Annotated in this window: 15 protein-coding genes; 11 read left to right on the forward strand and 4 right to left on the reverse strand. The window is 47.1% G+C overall.

Annotated features, from left to right (window positions below; genetic code table 11):
* Nucleotides 1-3 precede the first annotated feature (3 nt).
* Entirely contained in the window at nt 4-888 is an 885-nt protein-coding gene (nadK, locus tag ViNHUV68_RS03595; protein ID WP_038177232.1) for an NAD(+) kinase, read from the reverse strand.
* A gap of 143 nt (nt 889-1,031) precedes the next feature.
* Between nadK and grpE the strand changes: the two genes are divergently transcribed.
* The 4 genes from grpE (at nt 1,032) to dnaJ (ending at nt 6,702) form a co-directional block, all read left to right on the forward strand.
* Nucleotides 1,032-1,634 (forward strand): nucleotide exchange factor GrpE, encoded by a 603-nt coding sequence (gene grpE / locus ViNHUV68_RS03600; protein ID WP_391089375.1) that lies wholly within the window; start codon nt 1,032-1,034, stop codon nt 1,632-1,634.
* Nucleotides 1,635-1,922: 288 nt separating this feature from the next.
* A complete protein-coding gene (locus tag ViNHUV68_RS03605; RefSeq protein ID WP_391090260.1) occupies nt 1,923-3,197 on the forward strand; it encodes a cation:dicarboxylate symporter family transporter in 1,275 nt (424 codons plus the stop codon).
* Nucleotides 3,198-3,432: 235 nt separating this feature from the next.
* Nucleotides 3,433-5,343, forward strand: coding sequence for a molecular chaperone DnaK (gene dnaK / locus ViNHUV68_RS03610; RefSeq protein ID WP_038177229.1), 1,911 nt, complete (start codon nt 3,433-3,435; stop codon nt 5,341-5,343).
* Between the two features lie 213 nt (nt 5,344-5,556).
* Complete coding sequence (dnaJ, locus tag ViNHUV68_RS03615; RefSeq protein ID WP_038177228.1) at nt 5,557-6,702, forward strand: molecular chaperone DnaJ; 1,146 nt, start codon at nt 5,557-5,559, stop codon at nt 6,700-6,702.
* Nucleotides 6,703-6,761: 59 nt separating this feature from the next.
* Here dnaJ and ViNHUV68_RS03620 read toward each other — a convergent pair whose 3' ends face one another.
* Nucleotides 6,762-7,145 (reverse strand): type IV pilin protein, encoded by a 384-nt coding sequence (locus ViNHUV68_RS03620; protein ID WP_391089377.1) that lies wholly within the window; start codon nt 7,143-7,145, stop codon nt 6,762-6,764.
* Nucleotides 7,146-7,296: 151 nt separating this feature from the next.
* Between ViNHUV68_RS03620 and ViNHUV68_RS03625 the strand changes: the two genes are divergently transcribed.
* The 5 genes from ViNHUV68_RS03625 to ViNHUV68_RS03645 all read left to right on the forward strand — a co-directional run bounded on the left by ViNHUV68_RS03625 (nt 7,297) and on the right by ViNHUV68_RS03645 (nt 11,095).
* Nucleotides 7,297-7,794, forward strand: a complete 498-nt coding sequence (locus ViNHUV68_RS03625) for a GspH/FimT family pseudopilin (protein ID WP_391089378.1) — start codon at nt 7,297-7,299, stop codon at nt 7,792-7,794.
* A complete protein-coding gene (locus ViNHUV68_RS03630) occupies nt 7,785-8,420 on the forward strand; it encodes a pilus assembly protein PilW (RefSeq protein WP_391089379.1) in 636 nt (211 codons plus the stop codon). The genes ViNHUV68_RS03625 and ViNHUV68_RS03630 overlap by 10 nt, the downstream gene beginning before the upstream one ends.
* Nucleotides 8,420-8,854 carry a hypothetical protein gene (locus tag ViNHUV68_RS03635; RefSeq protein ID WP_391089381.1) on the forward strand — a complete coding sequence of 145 codons (435 nt, stop codon included), beginning with the start codon at nt 8,420-8,422 and terminating at the stop codon, nt 8,852-8,854. The genes ViNHUV68_RS03630 and ViNHUV68_RS03635 overlap by 1 nt, the downstream gene beginning before the upstream one ends.
* Complete coding sequence (locus ViNHUV68_RS03640; protein ID WP_038177222.1) at nt 8,844-9,272, forward strand: prepilin-type N-terminal cleavage/methylation domain-containing protein; 429 nt, start codon at nt 8,844-8,846, stop codon at nt 9,270-9,272. The genes ViNHUV68_RS03635 and ViNHUV68_RS03640 overlap by 11 nt, the downstream gene beginning before the upstream one ends.
* A gap of 263 nt (nt 9,273-9,535) precedes the next feature.
* A complete protein-coding gene (locus ViNHUV68_RS03645; RefSeq protein ID WP_391089383.1) occupies nt 9,536-11,095 on the forward strand; it encodes an AbgT family transporter in 1,560 nt (519 codons plus the stop codon).
* Between the two features lie 66 nt (nt 11,096-11,161).
* Here the strand turns inward: ViNHUV68_RS03645 and fghA are convergent, their stop codons facing one another.
* Entirely contained in the window at nt 11,162-12,007 is an 846-nt protein-coding gene (fghA, locus tag ViNHUV68_RS03650; protein ID WP_391089385.1) for an S-formylglutathione hydrolase, read from the reverse strand.
* A 55-nt stretch (nt 12,008-12,062) separates the two neighbouring features.
* Nucleotides 12,063-13,187: an S-(hydroxymethyl)glutathione dehydrogenase/class III alcohol dehydrogenase gene (locus tag ViNHUV68_RS03655; protein WP_038177218.1), complete on the reverse strand. Its 1,125-nt coding sequence runs from the start codon at nt 13,185-13,187 to the stop codon at nt 12,063-12,065.
* A gap of 173 nt (nt 13,188-13,360) precedes the next feature.
* Between ViNHUV68_RS03655 and ViNHUV68_RS03660 the strand changes: the two genes are divergently transcribed.
* Together ViNHUV68_RS03660 and tadA are read left to right on the forward strand one after the other, a co-directional pair.
* Nucleotides 13,361-14,242 (forward strand): LysR family transcriptional regulator, encoded by an 882-nt coding sequence (locus tag ViNHUV68_RS03660; protein ID WP_038177217.1) that lies wholly within the window; start codon nt 13,361-13,363, stop codon nt 14,240-14,242.
* The gene (tadA, locus tag ViNHUV68_RS03665) at nt 14,239-14,769 is read left to right on the forward strand and encodes a tRNA adenosine(34) deaminase TadA (RefSeq protein ID WP_391089387.1); all 531 of its coding nucleotides are present in this window, start codon (nt 14,239-14,241) and stop codon (nt 14,767-14,769) included. Before ViNHUV68_RS03660 ends, tadA begins: the two co-directional genes overlap by 4 nt.
* Nucleotides 14,770-14,843 lie beyond the last annotated feature (74 nt).

The raw sequence follows: 14,843 nt of genomic DNA on the forward strand, positions 1-14,843 counted from the left end.
GCATTAAAATAACTTACTCGACCAGCCTAACTTATTACGCAAGACGTGATAGTAGCTGTAGTCCTTAGGATGAATCAGCTTGAGGCCATTAGGGCTTTGATAAATATGCACTTCATCACCAGGAGAGACCGGCAGCGAAACTTGGCCATCGCAACTGACTTCTTGCGCCCCACGGTTATCCGGTGAAACGATAAGTTTGATGTGGCGCTTACTATCGACAACCAATGGTCGGCTCGACAGGGTATGTGGGAACATAGGCACCAAAGAGATTGCGTTAAGGCTAGGAGATAAAATCGGGCCTCCGCCAGAGAGAGAGTAAGCGGTTGAGCCGGTCGGCGTTGAAACAATTAAGCCATCGGCACGCAGCGAGAAAGCAAAGCTGTCATCGATGTAGACTTCAAACTCAATCATTCGCGCGACTTGGCCTGGGTGGAGCACTGCTTCATTGAGGGCAGCATTATGGCTTTTTACCTGACCGTGGCGATGTATTTCGGCCTCAAGTAAAAAACGCTCTTCTTCGATGTAATCACCACCAAGAACCGCAGACAGTGTAGCGTGGAAGTCTTCAGGATTGAGGTCGGTCAAAAAGCCCAAGTTGCCACGGTTGACACCAATGACCGAGATATCAAATCTCGATAGTACACGCGCCGCGCCAAGCATGTTTCCATCACCGCCGACCACGATGGCGAGATCGGCCATTTGGCCTAATTGAATTAAGCTGGCAAAATCATCGCTTGGAATATCATCTAAAATCTCGCTCAAACGATCATCGATATAGACCTTGTAACCTTGGTCTTGAAGCCAGATGTATAGCTCTCTATGGGTCGCTATCGCTTGCTGATCTCTAGGTTTTCCAATGATGGCGATCACTTCAAAAGGTTTTTTCATAGGTTTTCCGCACCAAATAGGCTTGAATCGACAATCTTCATCCCCATAATAATGGCAAGTTAACTATTTATGCGAATTTTTGTGTATCTCAATATAATAAACGTGATGTATTGAGGTCGGTTGATATGAATTCTGGAGATATCATGAGCAACGAAGAAAACAAGATCAAAGAAGAAGAGCTACAACAACAGCAGGAAGTTGAGCAAGAAGCAGAAGTTGTGGGTACTGATGCTGATATCGAATGGAACGAGGAAACTGAGCTAGATGAGAAAGAGGCGAAGATTGCTCAATTAGAAGCAGCGCTGCTTTCAAGCGAAGCAAAAGTTCAAGAGCAACAAGACAGCGTTCTACGTGCAAAAGCTGAAGTAGAAAATATGCGTCGCCGCTCTGAGCAAGAAATTGATAAAGCGCGCAAATTCGCACTGAACAAGTTCGCAGAAGAGCTATTGCCAGTGATCGATAACCTAGAGCGTGCCATTCAAGCAGCTGATACCGAAAATGAAGCGATTAAACCGTTACTTGAAGGTGTCGAGCTGACGCACAAAACGTTTGCTGATGTTGTGTCTAAGTTCGGTCTTAAAGAGATCAATCCAGAGGGTGAGACATTCAATCCAGAGTTGCACCAAGCAATGTCAATTCAAGAAAGCCCAGATCATGAAGCAAACACCGTGATGTTTGTTATGCAGAAAGGCTATGAGTTAAACGGTCGTTTGATTCGTCCAGCCATGGTGATGGTTGCCAAATAATCTGCATATGAATCAATTGGTTTAATTGATAAAAGAGAGGCTTAGCCTCTCTTTTTTTATCCTGTCAGACCAGATTCCGTACGGTCTTGCAACTATCTGATTTGGTGAATCATTCTTGATTTTTAGTTTGTAATAAAATTAATTTCTGATTTGAAACTTGTAACATTATCGTAAACAAAGTCTTTATTTTGTAAACTCAATGTGTACTATGTGCGAACTCCGCTAAGAAAAATGGCGGAATAAACTATAAAATCATAAATTATAAACACAACATTCTGGAGATGAATGATGGATAAATCCCTTTCAAGCAAGATTTTTGTAGGCTTGTTTGCTGGTCTTGTGATTGGTACCGCCATCCAGTACTTATTTAGCGGTGTAGCAATTTTTGACACTTACCTTTTAGGTACAGCTGAAGGTGCCGGCGGTATGTTTGTATCCTTGATCAAATTGCTTGTTGTACCTTTGGTCTATGTTTCAATTGTGTGCGGTATCGTTGACCTTAAAGACATCACTGCTTTTGGTCGCCTTGGTGGTAAAACTTTTGCTCTTTACATTATCAATACCATCATTGCGATTACGGCAGCCCTGACCGTTGGGATGATTTTCCAACCGGGCGCGGATGCAAACCTTGCGGGTACGATTTCAGAAACCGTTAAATTAACCACGACTGAAACGCCGGATATTTTCTCATTAGTGGTTAACATTGTACCAAGCAACCCTGTTCAGGCGTTTGCTAACGGTGACATGCTGCAAATTATCTTCATGGCGATTTTGACTGGTCTGGCGATTCAAGCGCTTGATTCACGTGGTGGCCCTGCTATCCGTACGTTCAAAATGGCGAACGAAATCATGATGAAGTTAGTTGGCCTTGTCATGAGCCTTGCGCCATACGGTGTCTTTGCGCTGATGATCCAGCTAGGTGCAACGCTAGATGCAAACACGCTAATGTCTGTTGCCGGTTATGTAGCACTTGTTGTTGCCATGCTAGTGTTCTGGATTTTCTTCTTCTACCCAATGGCGGTAGGCATTGCGACAGGCACGTCACCAAAAGCTTTCTTGCGTGCGACACGTGAGCAGATCTTGTTCTCACTATCAACAGCAAGCTCGAACGCAACGATTCCAGTGACTATGCGTACTCTGACTGAAAAGCTGAACGTATCTAAATCAGTGGCAGGTTTTGGTGTACCACTAGGCGCGACAATGAACATGTCAGGGGTGTCTATCTATATTGCGCTGGCGACTATCTTTGTTGCCAACGCATTTGGTCAGCCAATCAACAGTGCGGACCTATTCACTTTGGGTCTAACTATCTTGCTACTGTCCATTGGTGCTGGTGGTGTTCCTGGTGGTGGTGTGGTTATGGTTGGGGTTCTGCTTCACCAACTGGGTTTACCGCCAGAAGGTTTAGCAATTATTGCCGCTGTTGACCGTATCAATGATATGTTCTGTACGTCTTCAAACGTGGTTGGCGATACTGCGGTCAACACGATTGTCGCAAAATCAGAAGGTGAAATCGGTAAACCTGAAAAGGTTGAAGCTGAGCCCGCTCAAGCAAACGCGTAATCAGCGACAACGTTTTTATCAAGCGAGGCCGAGTGCCTCGCTTTTGTTTTTCAGCAAAAAAGCACATTTTTTTTTGCTTTGTCCCTTGAAAAGCCATTTGTCGCCCTTATCTATTGTGCATAGAGAAGCAAACATCATTATTTTTGTTTGTGAGCAAGGGTTGAAACCCGATCCTACGTCCCCCACATAGGGGGTAGAGCAAAACGAAAATAGACATTTATTCGGAGATAGCCTGATGGGTAAAATCATTGGTATTGACTTAGGTACTACTAACTCATGTGTTGCTGTATTAGACGGCGACAAACCACGCGTAATTGAAAACGCAGAGGGTGAGCGCACCACCGCATCGGTAATTGCATACACAGACGGTGAGACGTTAGTCGGTCAGCCAGCAAAACGTCAAGCAGTTACAAACCCTGAAAACACGCTATTTGCAATCAAGCGTCTAATCGGTCGTCGCTTTGAAGATGAAGAAGTTCAGCGCGATATCGAAATCATGCCATACAAAATTGTTAAGGCTGATAACGGTGACGCTTGGGTAGAAGCGAAAGGCCAAAAAATGGCAGCGCCTCAGGTTTCTGCTGAAGTTCTTAAGAAAATGAAGAAAACGGCTGAAGACTTTCTTGGTGAAGAAGTAACAGGTGCGGTTATCACAGTACCTGCATACTTTAACGATGCTCAGCGTCAAGCAACTAAAGATGCTGGCCGTATTGCAGGTCTAGAGGTTAAACGTATCATCAACGAACCAACAGCAGCAGCGCTTGCTTACGGTCTTGATAAGAAAGGCGGCGACCGCACAATCGCGGTATACGACCTTGGTGGTGGTACATTCGATATCTCAATTATCGAAATTGATGAAGTTGAAGGCGAGAAAACATTCGAAGTACTTGCAACTAACGGTGACACACACCTAGGTGGTGAAGACTTTGATAACCGTCTAATCAACTACTTGGTTGACGAGTTCAAAAAAGAACAAGGTATCAACCTAAAAACTGATCCGCTTGCGATGCAGCGTGTGAAAGAAGCAGCAGAAAAAGCGAAAATTGAGCTTTCTTCTACAACGCAAACAGATGTGAATCTGCCATACGTGACTGCTGATGCGACGGGTCCTAAGCACATGAACATCAAAGTGACACGTGCGAAGCTAGAATCGCTCGTTGAAGACTTAGTGCAACGTTCTCTAGAGCCATTGAAAGTTGCTCTAGCTGACGCAGACCTATCTGTGGGTGACATCAATGATGTAATCCTAGTAGGTGGTCAGACTCGTATGCCTATGGTTCAAGCGAAAGTAGCAGAATTCTTCGGTAAAGAAGCACGTCGCGACGTGAACCCTGATGAAGCGGTAGCGATGGGTGCTGCGGTTCAAGGTGGTGTCCTTGCGGGTGAAGTGAAAGATGTTCTTCTGCTAGACGTTACTCCTCTGTCTCTAGGTATCGAGACTATGGGCGGCGTAATGACTAAGCTAGTTGAGAAGAACACCACTATCCCAACAAAAGCGAACCAAGTCTTCTCTACAGCAGAAGACAACCAGAACGCGGTAACTATCCATGTTCTACAGGGTGAGCGTAAGCAGGCAATGTACAACAAGTCTCTAGGTCAATTTAACCTAGAAGGTATTCAGCCTGCACCACGCGGCATGCCACAAATCGAAGTAACTTTCGACCTAGATGCGGATGGTATCCTTCACGTATCGGCGAAAGACAAGCAGACTGGTAAAGAGCAGAAGATTACTATCCAAGCTTCTGGCGGTCTAAGCGATGAAGACATCGAGAAAATGGTACAAGAAGCAGAAGCTAACAAAGAAGCGGACAAGAAGTTCGAAGAGTTAGCCACTGCACGTAACCAAGCTGACCAAATGATTCACGGTACTCGTAAGCAAGTTGAAGAAGCGGGTGACGCTCTTCCAGCTGACGAGAAAGAGAAGATTGAAGCAGCTATCTCGGAGCTAGAAGACGCACGTAAAGGCGAAGACAAAGAAGCGATCGACGCTAAAGTCCAAGCACTTATGACAGCGGCTCAAAAGCTGATGGAAATCGCTCAGCAGCAAGCTCAAGCTCAACAAGGTGCGGAAGCGGGCGAACAGCCTAAGCAAGACGACGATGTTGTTGATGCTGAGTTCGAAGAAGTGAAGGAAGACAAGAAATAATTCTTGATTCTAACTGCACTTAACTTTAATGCGGGCGTTTGAGGAAACTCATACGCCCGTATGTTTGTAACTTAGTTGTCATTCTAGATAACGGTTCTTGAACGTTAACTCTCGAGTCTTTATCTAGAATGATACAACCATCAAGTGATGCCCCTGCTAACAGTAAGCATGGGAAGACACATTGCTTGCAGTACTACATTGGTGACGAAGAAAATGTCGAAACGTGATTTTTACGAAGTATTAGGCGTAAGCCGCGATGCATCAGAGCGCGATATTAAGAAAGCGTACAAGCGCTTAGCGATGAAATTTCACCCTGATCGCAATCAGGGTGATGACACCTCGTCAGATAAGTTTAAAGAAGTAAAAGAAGCGTACGAAGTCTTACTCGATCCGCAAAAGAAAGCCGCTTATGATCAGTACGGCCATGCAGCCTTTGAACAAGGTGGTATGGGCGGTGGCGGCGGCTTTGGTGGCGGTCAGGCCGACTTTGGCGACATCTTTGGCGACGTATTCGGTGACATCTTTGGTGGTGGTCGTCGCGGCGGCGGCGGACATCGTGCCCAACGTGGTGCCGATCTACGTTACAACATGGAACTCACGCTTGAAGAAGCGGTACGTGGTGTTTCTAAAGAGATCGAAGTACCAACATTAGTTCATTGCGACAGCTGTGAAGGTAGTGGTGCGAAGAAAGGCTCATCGCCAGAAACCTGTGGAACCTGTCATGGCCACGGCCAAGTACAAATGCGTCAAGGTTTCTTTGCGGTTCAACAGACCTGTCCTACCTGTCATGGTAAAGGCAAGATCATTAAAGACCCATGTAATGTGTGTCATGGTCAAGGCCGTTCGCAAAAGAGTAAGACGCTAAACGTTAAGATCCCAGCAGGCGTTGACACTGGTGATCGCATTCGTCTTTCAGGCGAAGGTGAAGCTGGCGAAATGGGCGCACCAGCAGGTGACTTGTATGTGCAAGTTCACGTCAAAGAACACAATATCTTTGAACGTGATGGCAACAACTTGTACTGTGAAGTGCCAGTGAGCTTCGCTATGGCCGCATTAGGCGGTGAAGTCGAAGTCCCAACGCTAGATGGTCGCGTGAACCTAAAAGTGCCGACTGAAACACAAACGGGCCGTATGTTCCGTATGCGTGGTAAAGGTGTTAAAGGGGTTCGCGGTGGCGGTGTTGGCGATCTGATTGTTAAGTTAGTGGTAGAAACACCAGTGAACTTAAGCTCACGTCAAAAAGAGCTGCTGAAAGAATTTGAAGAGTCATGTGGTGGCGATGCGGCAACTAAGCATAAGCCAAAAGCGGAAGGCTTCTTCAATGGCGTAAAAAAGTTCTTTGATGACCTTACTAGCTAACTAAGTATCAACGCATATAAAACCCAAAAGCCTGCCTCGTGCAGGCTTTTTTGTATCGGCTATTTCCAACATTTCGCCGGTTGTTGATTGCCTGCGTGATCGAGCGACAGTTGTTGATAACTGAGTTCGGCGCAGCGATCGTTACGTTGGTTGCCGATTGGGGTGGCCGAGATGGTGTAGTCGTCTTCAGTTGCCGAGAGTGACAATGTGTATTGCCGAGGTGAACTTTGACACCCATTGCAGTGGCCTTGGGTTATGACGCCCTCACTAGCTTGGAGATAACTGGTTTGATAATTTCGTTCTACTTCGAGCTGAATTAACGCCAAGTCTGCTAAAGCCGCGGTGCGCTGGCCGCGCAGTAGGTAGCGTTGATAGTTAGGGTAGGCGATGGCCGCCAGTAGACTGATGATAGCCACAACGATCACTAACTCGATCAATGTCATGCCAATTACTCTTGTTGTGCTCTGTTTGCAGTGATTCGTTTTCATTGTTTCCCAGCTTTTATGGATGATTGTTCGCCTATTGTTGAGAGCTGTTAGCATCTCAACAAGATGAAAAACCATCGTCATAACGTATTACATGGGAATTTGAGAAATGTTTCGCGGCTTTACACTCTTTGAACTGGTTGTTGTGATCGCCATACTCAGTGTTTTACTGGTTAGCGCCGCGCCTCAAGTGAGCGGGCTTAGCCACAATGGACAAATGCGCCGTTTAGCTGATGAGCTTAGTGGCTTCATGGTTCATGCTCGATCTGAGGCGATTTGGCGTAATCAGGATTTATGGGCGCACTTTAGTTATCCGAGTGCGGCGGTTTGGCAATTGACTCTGACGGATGCGAGTGCGGCAAATAGTGGCAAGACCTTATTGGTATTACAAGGGGAGTGGTTTACTAGCATCGCCATGAGTTGGACCTACTCCGCAGACAAAATTAAATTCGCGGCTGATCGTGGACGAATTAAAGCCGGGAGCATCACCTTTTATAGCCATCACAAACCACAAGCCAAGCTGAAACTGAGCAGCTCTTTTGGCGGTAATCGAGTGATGTTGTGCGGCATTGATGGGTCATATTACGGATATTCGCCATGCCGTTAAAGTGCGCTCAACGCGGCGTGAGTTTGATGGAACTGCTCGCGGCGACTCTACTCGGTGTGATGGCGCTGAGTATTGTCGGGGCGATATTCATTAGTGGTCAAAAGCTAGCTACCCAACGTTCAAAACAGTTACTTTTAATCCAAAACCTTGCCAGCGCTGCCTTGCAAATCAAACAAGATCTGCAACGCGCGGGTTATGACCCCACAGCCGCGTCGCCGGTTTCTCTTACCTCCAGTTCGCAAGTCGTTCACCTTGAATCATCGCCCAGTGCGCTTGGCTACGTTTATCGTATTGCTGCAACGGGGCAAGACGCATTTCGCACTGTGGTGGTGAAACATCAGCCCTCTTTAGACGCAGCGGTTGGCCACGGTTTACTGTTGTGCGAAAAGCAATTGACTGGCTCGGTGTCGTTTTATCATGCCTCGCTATCAGGTTGGAATGGTCCCTGTTTTAACTTATTTAACCCTGAGCAAATATCGGTGACTGAATTTAGCGTTACGGATACTGCGATAGTTGGCGAAGGGGCTGAGAATCAAAGTATAACGATTCGCCTCTCTGGTCGCTTGATGACCGACCCGACCATTGCTCATCAACTTGAGTTAACCACGCTGCTGAGAAATTTCTAATGCAGCACTATCAAGATCAGTGCGGCGCGATCACCTTGTTAATGACATCAGTGTTGCTAGCGGCCGCATTGATGATGAACTTGGCTTCGATGAAAACGGTCATGTATCAAATCAAACGAGCGCAAAATGAGGTGAAAGTGCGGCAAATTCACTGGCGTCTTGAAGGTGGAATTGAGTGTGCTGCCGCGAATGTGGTTGCGCATCAATCCAACCTTGCTGTTGTACTTAATCACGCCTCACAACTGGATCGCTGTGCGGCAATTGTGACTATTGATAGTTTGGCAGTTGAAGCTCTGCCTGCCGGACAATTTGTTATTACTGCCACATTTGGTCTGCATCAAATTCGTCGCCGTTTTCACTTTCTTGCGAGTCATGCAGAAAACAGCGGTCAAACGCGATTTCGTTGGGTACGTGGAGGTTGGTATGTTGAGTAGTCGGCAAGGATTCAGTTTGATCGAGGTGTTGGTTGCGCTGGCGATGATCAGTCTTGCGTCTCTTGGGCTAACCAAGCTGCAAGTCAGTATCGAGCAAAGAGCTGATTTTGCGGTTAACAGTGTTGTAGCGCTTAACTTAGCAGAACAACAACTGGAGTGGTTTGGGACACGCGGAGCGGTCAGCGAATATTCCGCCAGTGAGGTTGCGGATTTTGCGTTATTGCAGTCAGGGGCAGAGTTGGATCTGTATGCACCCTATCAAATTCGCTGGCACTTATCGTCGGTGCCAGGTTGGGACAGCAATGGCCTGCAACAAGTGCAAATTAACGTCAGTTGGCCGCAGAGAAACGGTAATAGGCAATCGATTTCTATTTTAACCCTGCTTTCGGCTCAACACGGCTACCACTTGAGTGAATAATTTAGCGCAATGAATCGTGGTTATCTACCAGCGTACGATATGTTTTGCAATTTGGTTTCAAACTTGTTTCATACTGCAGGGAGGTTGTGTTTTTATAATGTTGCACGTCAATAGCGTTTTTGCAAAATATGTCTCCAATTATGGAAAAACCATCAGAATACTGTGCTTTTTGTAGTCAGCTTTTATAGAATGCTTAGTGAAAAATAGGCCAACATAATAACCGCATAAAGGTCTTCGGCTACAACATCACATATGGAGTTACCATGAGTAACGAAACAATCAATAATGCACCGTCATCACAGCCGAGTGGGATGGATCGCTTTTTAAACTTTATCGAACGTGCAGGTAATAAGATTCCCGATCCTGCTATTTTGTTCTTTTGGGCACTGATGATTACTTGGGGTACGTCGGCGCTGCTATCAAACTTTAGCTTTGATCTGATTAATCCTCGTTCGGGCGAAGCGCTTGCGATCAATAACCTTTTAACTGGCGAATCTCTAGCAAGCTTCCTCGCTAACATGGTCACAACGTTTACTGGATTTGCTCCGCTAGGTATTGTGCTGGTCGCGATGCTTGGTGTCGGTGTGGCCGACTCTTCAGGCTTTATTACCACTGGTCTGAAGAAAATGCTTAACTTCACACCTGCCAAGCTGCTTACGCCAATGCTTATTCTGGTGGCTATTGTGTCACACACAGCAGCGGATGCGGGCTACGTGCTGGTTATCCCGCTAGGTGGTATCATTTTCCATGCGGCAGGTCGTCACCCTCTTGCTGGTATTGCCGCGGCGTTCGCTGGCGTTTCGGGCGGTTTCTCGGCCAACTTCATTCCTTCAGGTATCGATCCGCTTTTAGCTGGTTTTACTCAAACAGCCGCGAACGTGCTTGACCCAGAATATGTGGTAAACCCACTGGCGAATATTTTCTTCACTGGCATGTCGTCGGTTATTATCGTGGCGATTGGTTGGTATGTAACCGAAAAAATCATTGAACCACGTCTAGCGAATACGCCTATCGATGAAGACGCAGAAACAGCGCCTAACCTTGGTACGTTTACCGAGATCGAATCAAAAGCATTCCGTTATGCCGGTTGGGCGATGATGGCGGGTATTGCGATTCTCGTTGCTGCGCTTGTGCCTGAAAACTCAGCCTTGCGTTCGCCTGAAGGTGAAATCACCGCCTTTTCTGCGCCGATAATGAAGTCTATCGTTCCATTGATCTTCATTCTGTTTATCATCCCTGGTTATGTCTACGGTAAAGTGTCAGGCACATTCAAAACCAGCAACGATATCATCAAGGCGATGGCGGATACCATGTCAACCATGGGTGCCTATATCGTGATGTCATTCTTCTGTGCACAGTTCCTATCAGCATTTGCTCAGTCAAACATCGGTACTATGCTTGCGTTGTACGGTGCTGAAGGTTTGAAAGCGATGAACTTGCCGGGTGAAGCGACGATTGTGGGTATGATTTTGCTGACGGCGTGTGTCAACTTGTTGATCGGCTCTGCATCGGCCAAGTGGGCGCTGATTGGCCCGATTCTAGTGCCTATGTTAATGGCTGTGGGTATCTCTCCTGAGCTATCGCAAGCGGCCTACCGTGTTGGTGATTCAGTTTCGAACATCATTTCACCTCTGATGGTGTTCTTCCCGCTAGTGGTGGTTTACTGTCAGCGTTACGTGAAGTCAACGGGTATCGGTACACTTGCTTCATTGATGATGCCATTCTCGATTGCGATGTTAATCGGTTGGTCTATCTTCCTTGTGGCCTACTGGATGTTAGGCATCCCACTAGGTATTCAAGCACCATACACTTACACTATGTAAGCGAAAGGTTAAAACAACAAAGCCCGTCACATGACGGGCTTTGTTGTTTTCGACGCTAATATAGGTTTAATCTTTTAGATAACTGGCATGGAATCTTAAATGATCATCAATAAAGCTTTGAATAAAGAAGTAGCTGTGATCATAGCCCGGTTGCATACGCAGTTTAACATTGCTCTGCGATGCCTCTGCCGCAGCAAGCAGTAACTCAGGTTTTAACTGCTGCTGTAAAAAGCTGTCGTCTTCGCCTTGGTCGACCAAAATCGGCACACTGGCTTGGCGCGATTTGAGCAGTTCAACACTGTCATACTCTTTCCACGTTTGGCTATCATTGCCCAGGTAATGGCTAAATGCTTTTTGTCCCCAAGGGCAGTTGATTGGATGAGTAATAGGGCTAAACGCCGAGATAGAACGGTATTTGTCGCTATTGCGTAAACCAATCATTAACGCGCCATGGCCGCCCATGCTGTGGCCGGAGATCGAGCGCACTGGCGTAACAGGGAAGTGCTGTTCAACTAATTTCGGCAGTTCATCGACGACGTAGCTGTACATTTGATAGTGCTTATTCCAAGGTGCCTGAGTGGCATTGACATAGAAACCTGCGCCAAGGCCAAGATCATAAGCACCATCATCAGCATCGGCCACTGTGTCACCGCGTGGGCTGGTGTCAGGAGCAACGATAGCAATACCGAGTTTGGCAGCGATGCGGAAGGCCGCGGCTTTTTGCATGAAATTTTCGTCACTGCAAGTAAGGCCAGACAACCAATAAAGCACAGGCACCGGGTTGGTGTTACTGGCTTGCGGAGGCAGGAAAATGGCGAAGCGCATTTGGCAGTTTAGTACGTCGGAATGGTGTTGATACTGTTTGTGCCAGCCAGAAAAAACTTTGGCTTGGCTGATGTTTTCAATGGTCATTGGGGCTCCTAGTTACAACAAAGGGCGGCGTGATTGAACGCCGCCCTTGGAGAGATTAGTAATGGATTACGCTGCGGATGCTTTCACCGTTGTGCATTAACTCAAACGCTTGGTTGATATCTTCTAGCCCCATGGTGTGAGTAATGAACTCTTGCAGGCCAAACTCTCCCGCCATGTAACGATTGACAATTTCTGGCAGTTCACTGCGACCTTTGACGCCGCCAAATGCGCTACCACGCCATACACGCCCTGTGACCAATTGGAATGGACGGGTAGAGATCTCTTGCCCCGCGCCAGCAACACCAATGATCACCGACTCGCCCCAACCTTTATGACAGCACTCAAGCGCTTGACGCATGACGTTGACGTTACCGATACATTCGAACGAGTAATCAACGCCGCCGTCAGTCATCTCGATAATCACATCTTGAATTGGTTTATCGCACGATTGCGGGTTAATTACATCGGTAGCGCCCAATTGCTGAGCCAGTTCAAACTTGCTTTCGTTGATGTCGATACCAATGATGCGACTTGCACCAGCCATACGAGCGCCGATGATTGCTGAAAGGCCGATGCCGCCGAGACCGAAAATAGCAACGGTATCGCCTTGCTCAACTTTGGCGGTATTAAGCACCGCGCCCATACCAGTAGTCACACCGCAACCTAGCAAGCACACTTCTTCTAGTGGCGCTTCTTTGCTCACTTTCGCCAGTGAGATTTCAGGCAGTACCGTGTATTCAGAGAAAGTCGAGCAGCCCATGTAGTGATAAATGGGCTGACCATCTTTGTAAAAGCGAGTGGTGCCGTCTGGCATTAGGCCTTTACCTTGGGTTTCGCGAACAGCCTGGCATAGATTGGTTTTGCCTGATTGACAGAATTTACATTCACCACATTCAGCGGTATAGAGTGGAATGACATGATCGCCGACTTCAACGCTGGTAACTCCTTCACCGATCATTTCGACGATACCGCCGCCTTCATGGCCGAGAATACTAGGGAATATCCCTTCTGGATCTTCACCCGAAAGGGTAAATGCATCTGTGTGACACACGCCCGTTGCGACAATACGTACGAGAACTTCGCCTGCTTTTGGGAGCATAACGTCGACTTCTTCGATTTTCAGTGGTTGATTCGGCCCCCAAGCCACTGCCGCGCGTGATTTAATAAATTGTTCAGTCATGATGGTTCCTATAGTTCGCTAAGTCAGCGTGTTTGCATCCGGTTAGTTTCACTAAGATTAGTTCACATCAAACCATTTGCATTCGATAAGCCTAGTATATTTGTTTCTTAATTAATGATAATTACCTTAATCTGAAATAAACTATTACGATAACGTAATAATAAAGGCAGAGTATGGCGAATTGGGAAGGGGTCAATGAGTTTGTGGCAGTGGTTGAAACCCAGAGTTTTACAGCGGCCGCGGAAAAATTATCGACCTCGGTTGCCAATATCAGTCGACGCATTACGGCGTTAGAGGCAAAGCTGGCGGTTAAGTTATTGCTACGAACCACACGTAAAGTCTCGGTGACTGAAGTTGGCGAGACTTACTATCAACATTGTAAACCTTTGGTTGAGGGGCTGATGTTGGCAGAGCTTGCGGTTACACAGTTGCAAGCCACGCCGACAGGAAAAATAAAAATGACGGCGCCAGTGACGTTTGGTGAGCAAGTACTTGCGCCGTTAATGCATCGGTTTTTGTTGCAGCATCCTCAAATTGAGCTCGATTTAGTCTTGTCGAATCAACGCATGGATTTAGTTCAAGAGGGTTACGATTTAGCGATTCGTTTAGGTAAGCTGGAAGATTCCAGCATGATGGCGCGTAAGCTGCTTGAACGACATGTGTTTGTCTGCGCCAGCCCTGGTTATCTTTCGCGTTGCGGCGAGCCGTATACGCTGTCAGAGCTTAAACAACACCAATGTTTGCGCGGCTCGACTAAGTACTGGCGCTTCGATGACAACGGCGCCGAGCGGTTGATTCATGTCGAGGGGCGTCTGCAGTGCAATAGTGGCTATGCTTTAGTTGATGCGGCGCTAAAAGGGTTGGGTATTGTGCAGCTTCCCGATTATTATGTGCAACCTTACTTAGAGGCGGGCGATTTGGTCGAGGTTCTGACGCCTTATCGAGGCAATCAGGAAGGCATTTGGGCTCTCTATCCGCAAAACCGAATGTTGACATCAAAAGTCCGCACCCTGATTGACTATTTATCTACAGCGCTAAACCGAGAACAATCATGAGCGATAACATACAATTAAGCCCATTTAGTCAGCAAGATCACCAGTTTATGCGTCGAGCGATGCAGCTGGCAGAGTTCGCTGAGCAACAGGGCGAAGTGCCGGTCGGCGCGGTATTAGTTAAAGACGGTCAAATTATTGCCGAGGGATGGAACTTATCCATCAGCGAACATGACGCGACGGCACATGCTGAAATACAAACGCTGCGTAAAGCCGGCCAAGTGTTAGGCAATTATCGCTTACTTGATACCACGTTATATGTGACGTTAGAGCCATGCCCAATGTGCGCAGGAGCACTATTGCACAGCCGAGTTAAACGTATTGTATTTGGAGCGCCAGATCTTAAAGCGGGAGCGGCCGGAACGGTACTGAATTTGTTTGAGCATCAAGCGGCGTACCATTATGCCGATGTAGAAAGCGGACTGTTAGAGCAAGAGTGCCGAGCTCAGTTGCAGAGCTTTTTTAAACGCCGACGCAAAGAACAAAAAGCGCAAAGGAAGCAGGCGAAACAAGTAGAGCAGGGGGAGTGAGCAAGACGACCCGCAGCAGCCTCACGAGTAAGTGCTCATCAGATAAGACAAACGCCTTAAATAAGGCGCTTGTG

Origin of the sequence: Vibrio sp. NH-UV-68 (genome assembly GCF_042940635.1) — a bacterium.
GTDB classification, from domain to species: Bacteria; Pseudomonadota; Gammaproteobacteria; order Enterobacterales; family Vibrionaceae; genus Vibrio; species Vibrio pacinii.

Excerpts from the sequence above, each read along its gene's own strand:
- ViNHUV68_RS03620 (WP_391089377.1), bottom strand. The coding sequence starts at position 7,145 with ATGACATTGATCGAGTTAGTGATCGTTGTGGCTATCATCAGTCTACTG.
- ViNHUV68_RS03640 (WP_038177222.1), top strand. The coding sequence starts at position 8,844 with ATGTTGAGTAGTCGGCAAGGATTCAGTTTGATCGAGGTGTTGGTTGCG.
- fghA (WP_391089385.1), bottom strand. The coding sequence starts at position 12,007 with ATGACCATTGAAAACATCAGCCAAGCCAAAGTTTTTTCTGGCTGGCAC.
- ViNHUV68_RS03635 (WP_391089381.1), top strand. The coding sequence starts at position 8,420 with ATGCAGCACTATCAAGATCAGTGCGGCGCGATCACCTTGTTAATGACA.
- ViNHUV68_RS03660 (WP_038177217.1), top strand. The coding sequence starts at position 13,361 with ATGGCGAATTGGGAAGGGGTCAATGAGTTTGTGGCAGTGGTTGAAACC.
- ViNHUV68_RS03655 (WP_038177218.1), bottom strand. The coding sequence starts at position 13,187 with ATGACTGAACAATTTATTAAATCACGCGCGGCAGTGGCTTGGGGGCCG.
- ViNHUV68_RS03630 (WP_391089379.1), top strand. The coding sequence starts at position 7,785 with ATGCCGTTAAAGTGCGCTCAACGCGGCGTGAGTTTGATGGAACTGCTC.
- ViNHUV68_RS03645 (WP_391089383.1), top strand. The coding sequence starts at position 9,536 with ATGAGTAACGAAACAATCAATAATGCACCGTCATCACAGCCGAGTGGG.
- grpE (WP_391089375.1), top strand. The coding sequence starts at position 1,032 with ATGAGCAACGAAGAAAACAAGATCAAAGAAGAAGAGCTACAACAACAG.
- dnaK (WP_038177229.1), top strand. The coding sequence starts at position 3,433 with ATGGGTAAAATCATTGGTATTGACTTAGGTACTACTAACTCATGTGTT.
- dnaJ (WP_038177228.1), top strand. The coding sequence starts at position 5,557 with ATGTCGAAACGTGATTTTTACGAAGTATTAGGCGTAAGCCGCGATGCA.
- ViNHUV68_RS03625 (WP_391089378.1), top strand. The coding sequence starts at position 7,297 with ATGTTTCGCGGCTTTACACTCTTTGAACTGGTTGTTGTGATCGCCATA.
- tadA (WP_391089387.1), top strand. The coding sequence starts at position 14,239 with ATGAGCGATAACATACAATTAAGCCCATTTAGTCAGCAAGATCACCAG.
- ViNHUV68_RS03605 (WP_391090260.1), top strand. The coding sequence starts at position 1,923 with ATGGATAAATCCCTTTCAAGCAAGATTTTTGTAGGCTTGTTTGCTGGT.
- nadK (WP_038177232.1), bottom strand. The coding sequence starts at position 888 with ATGAAAAAACCTTTTGAAGTGATCGCCATCATTGGAAAACCTAGAGAT.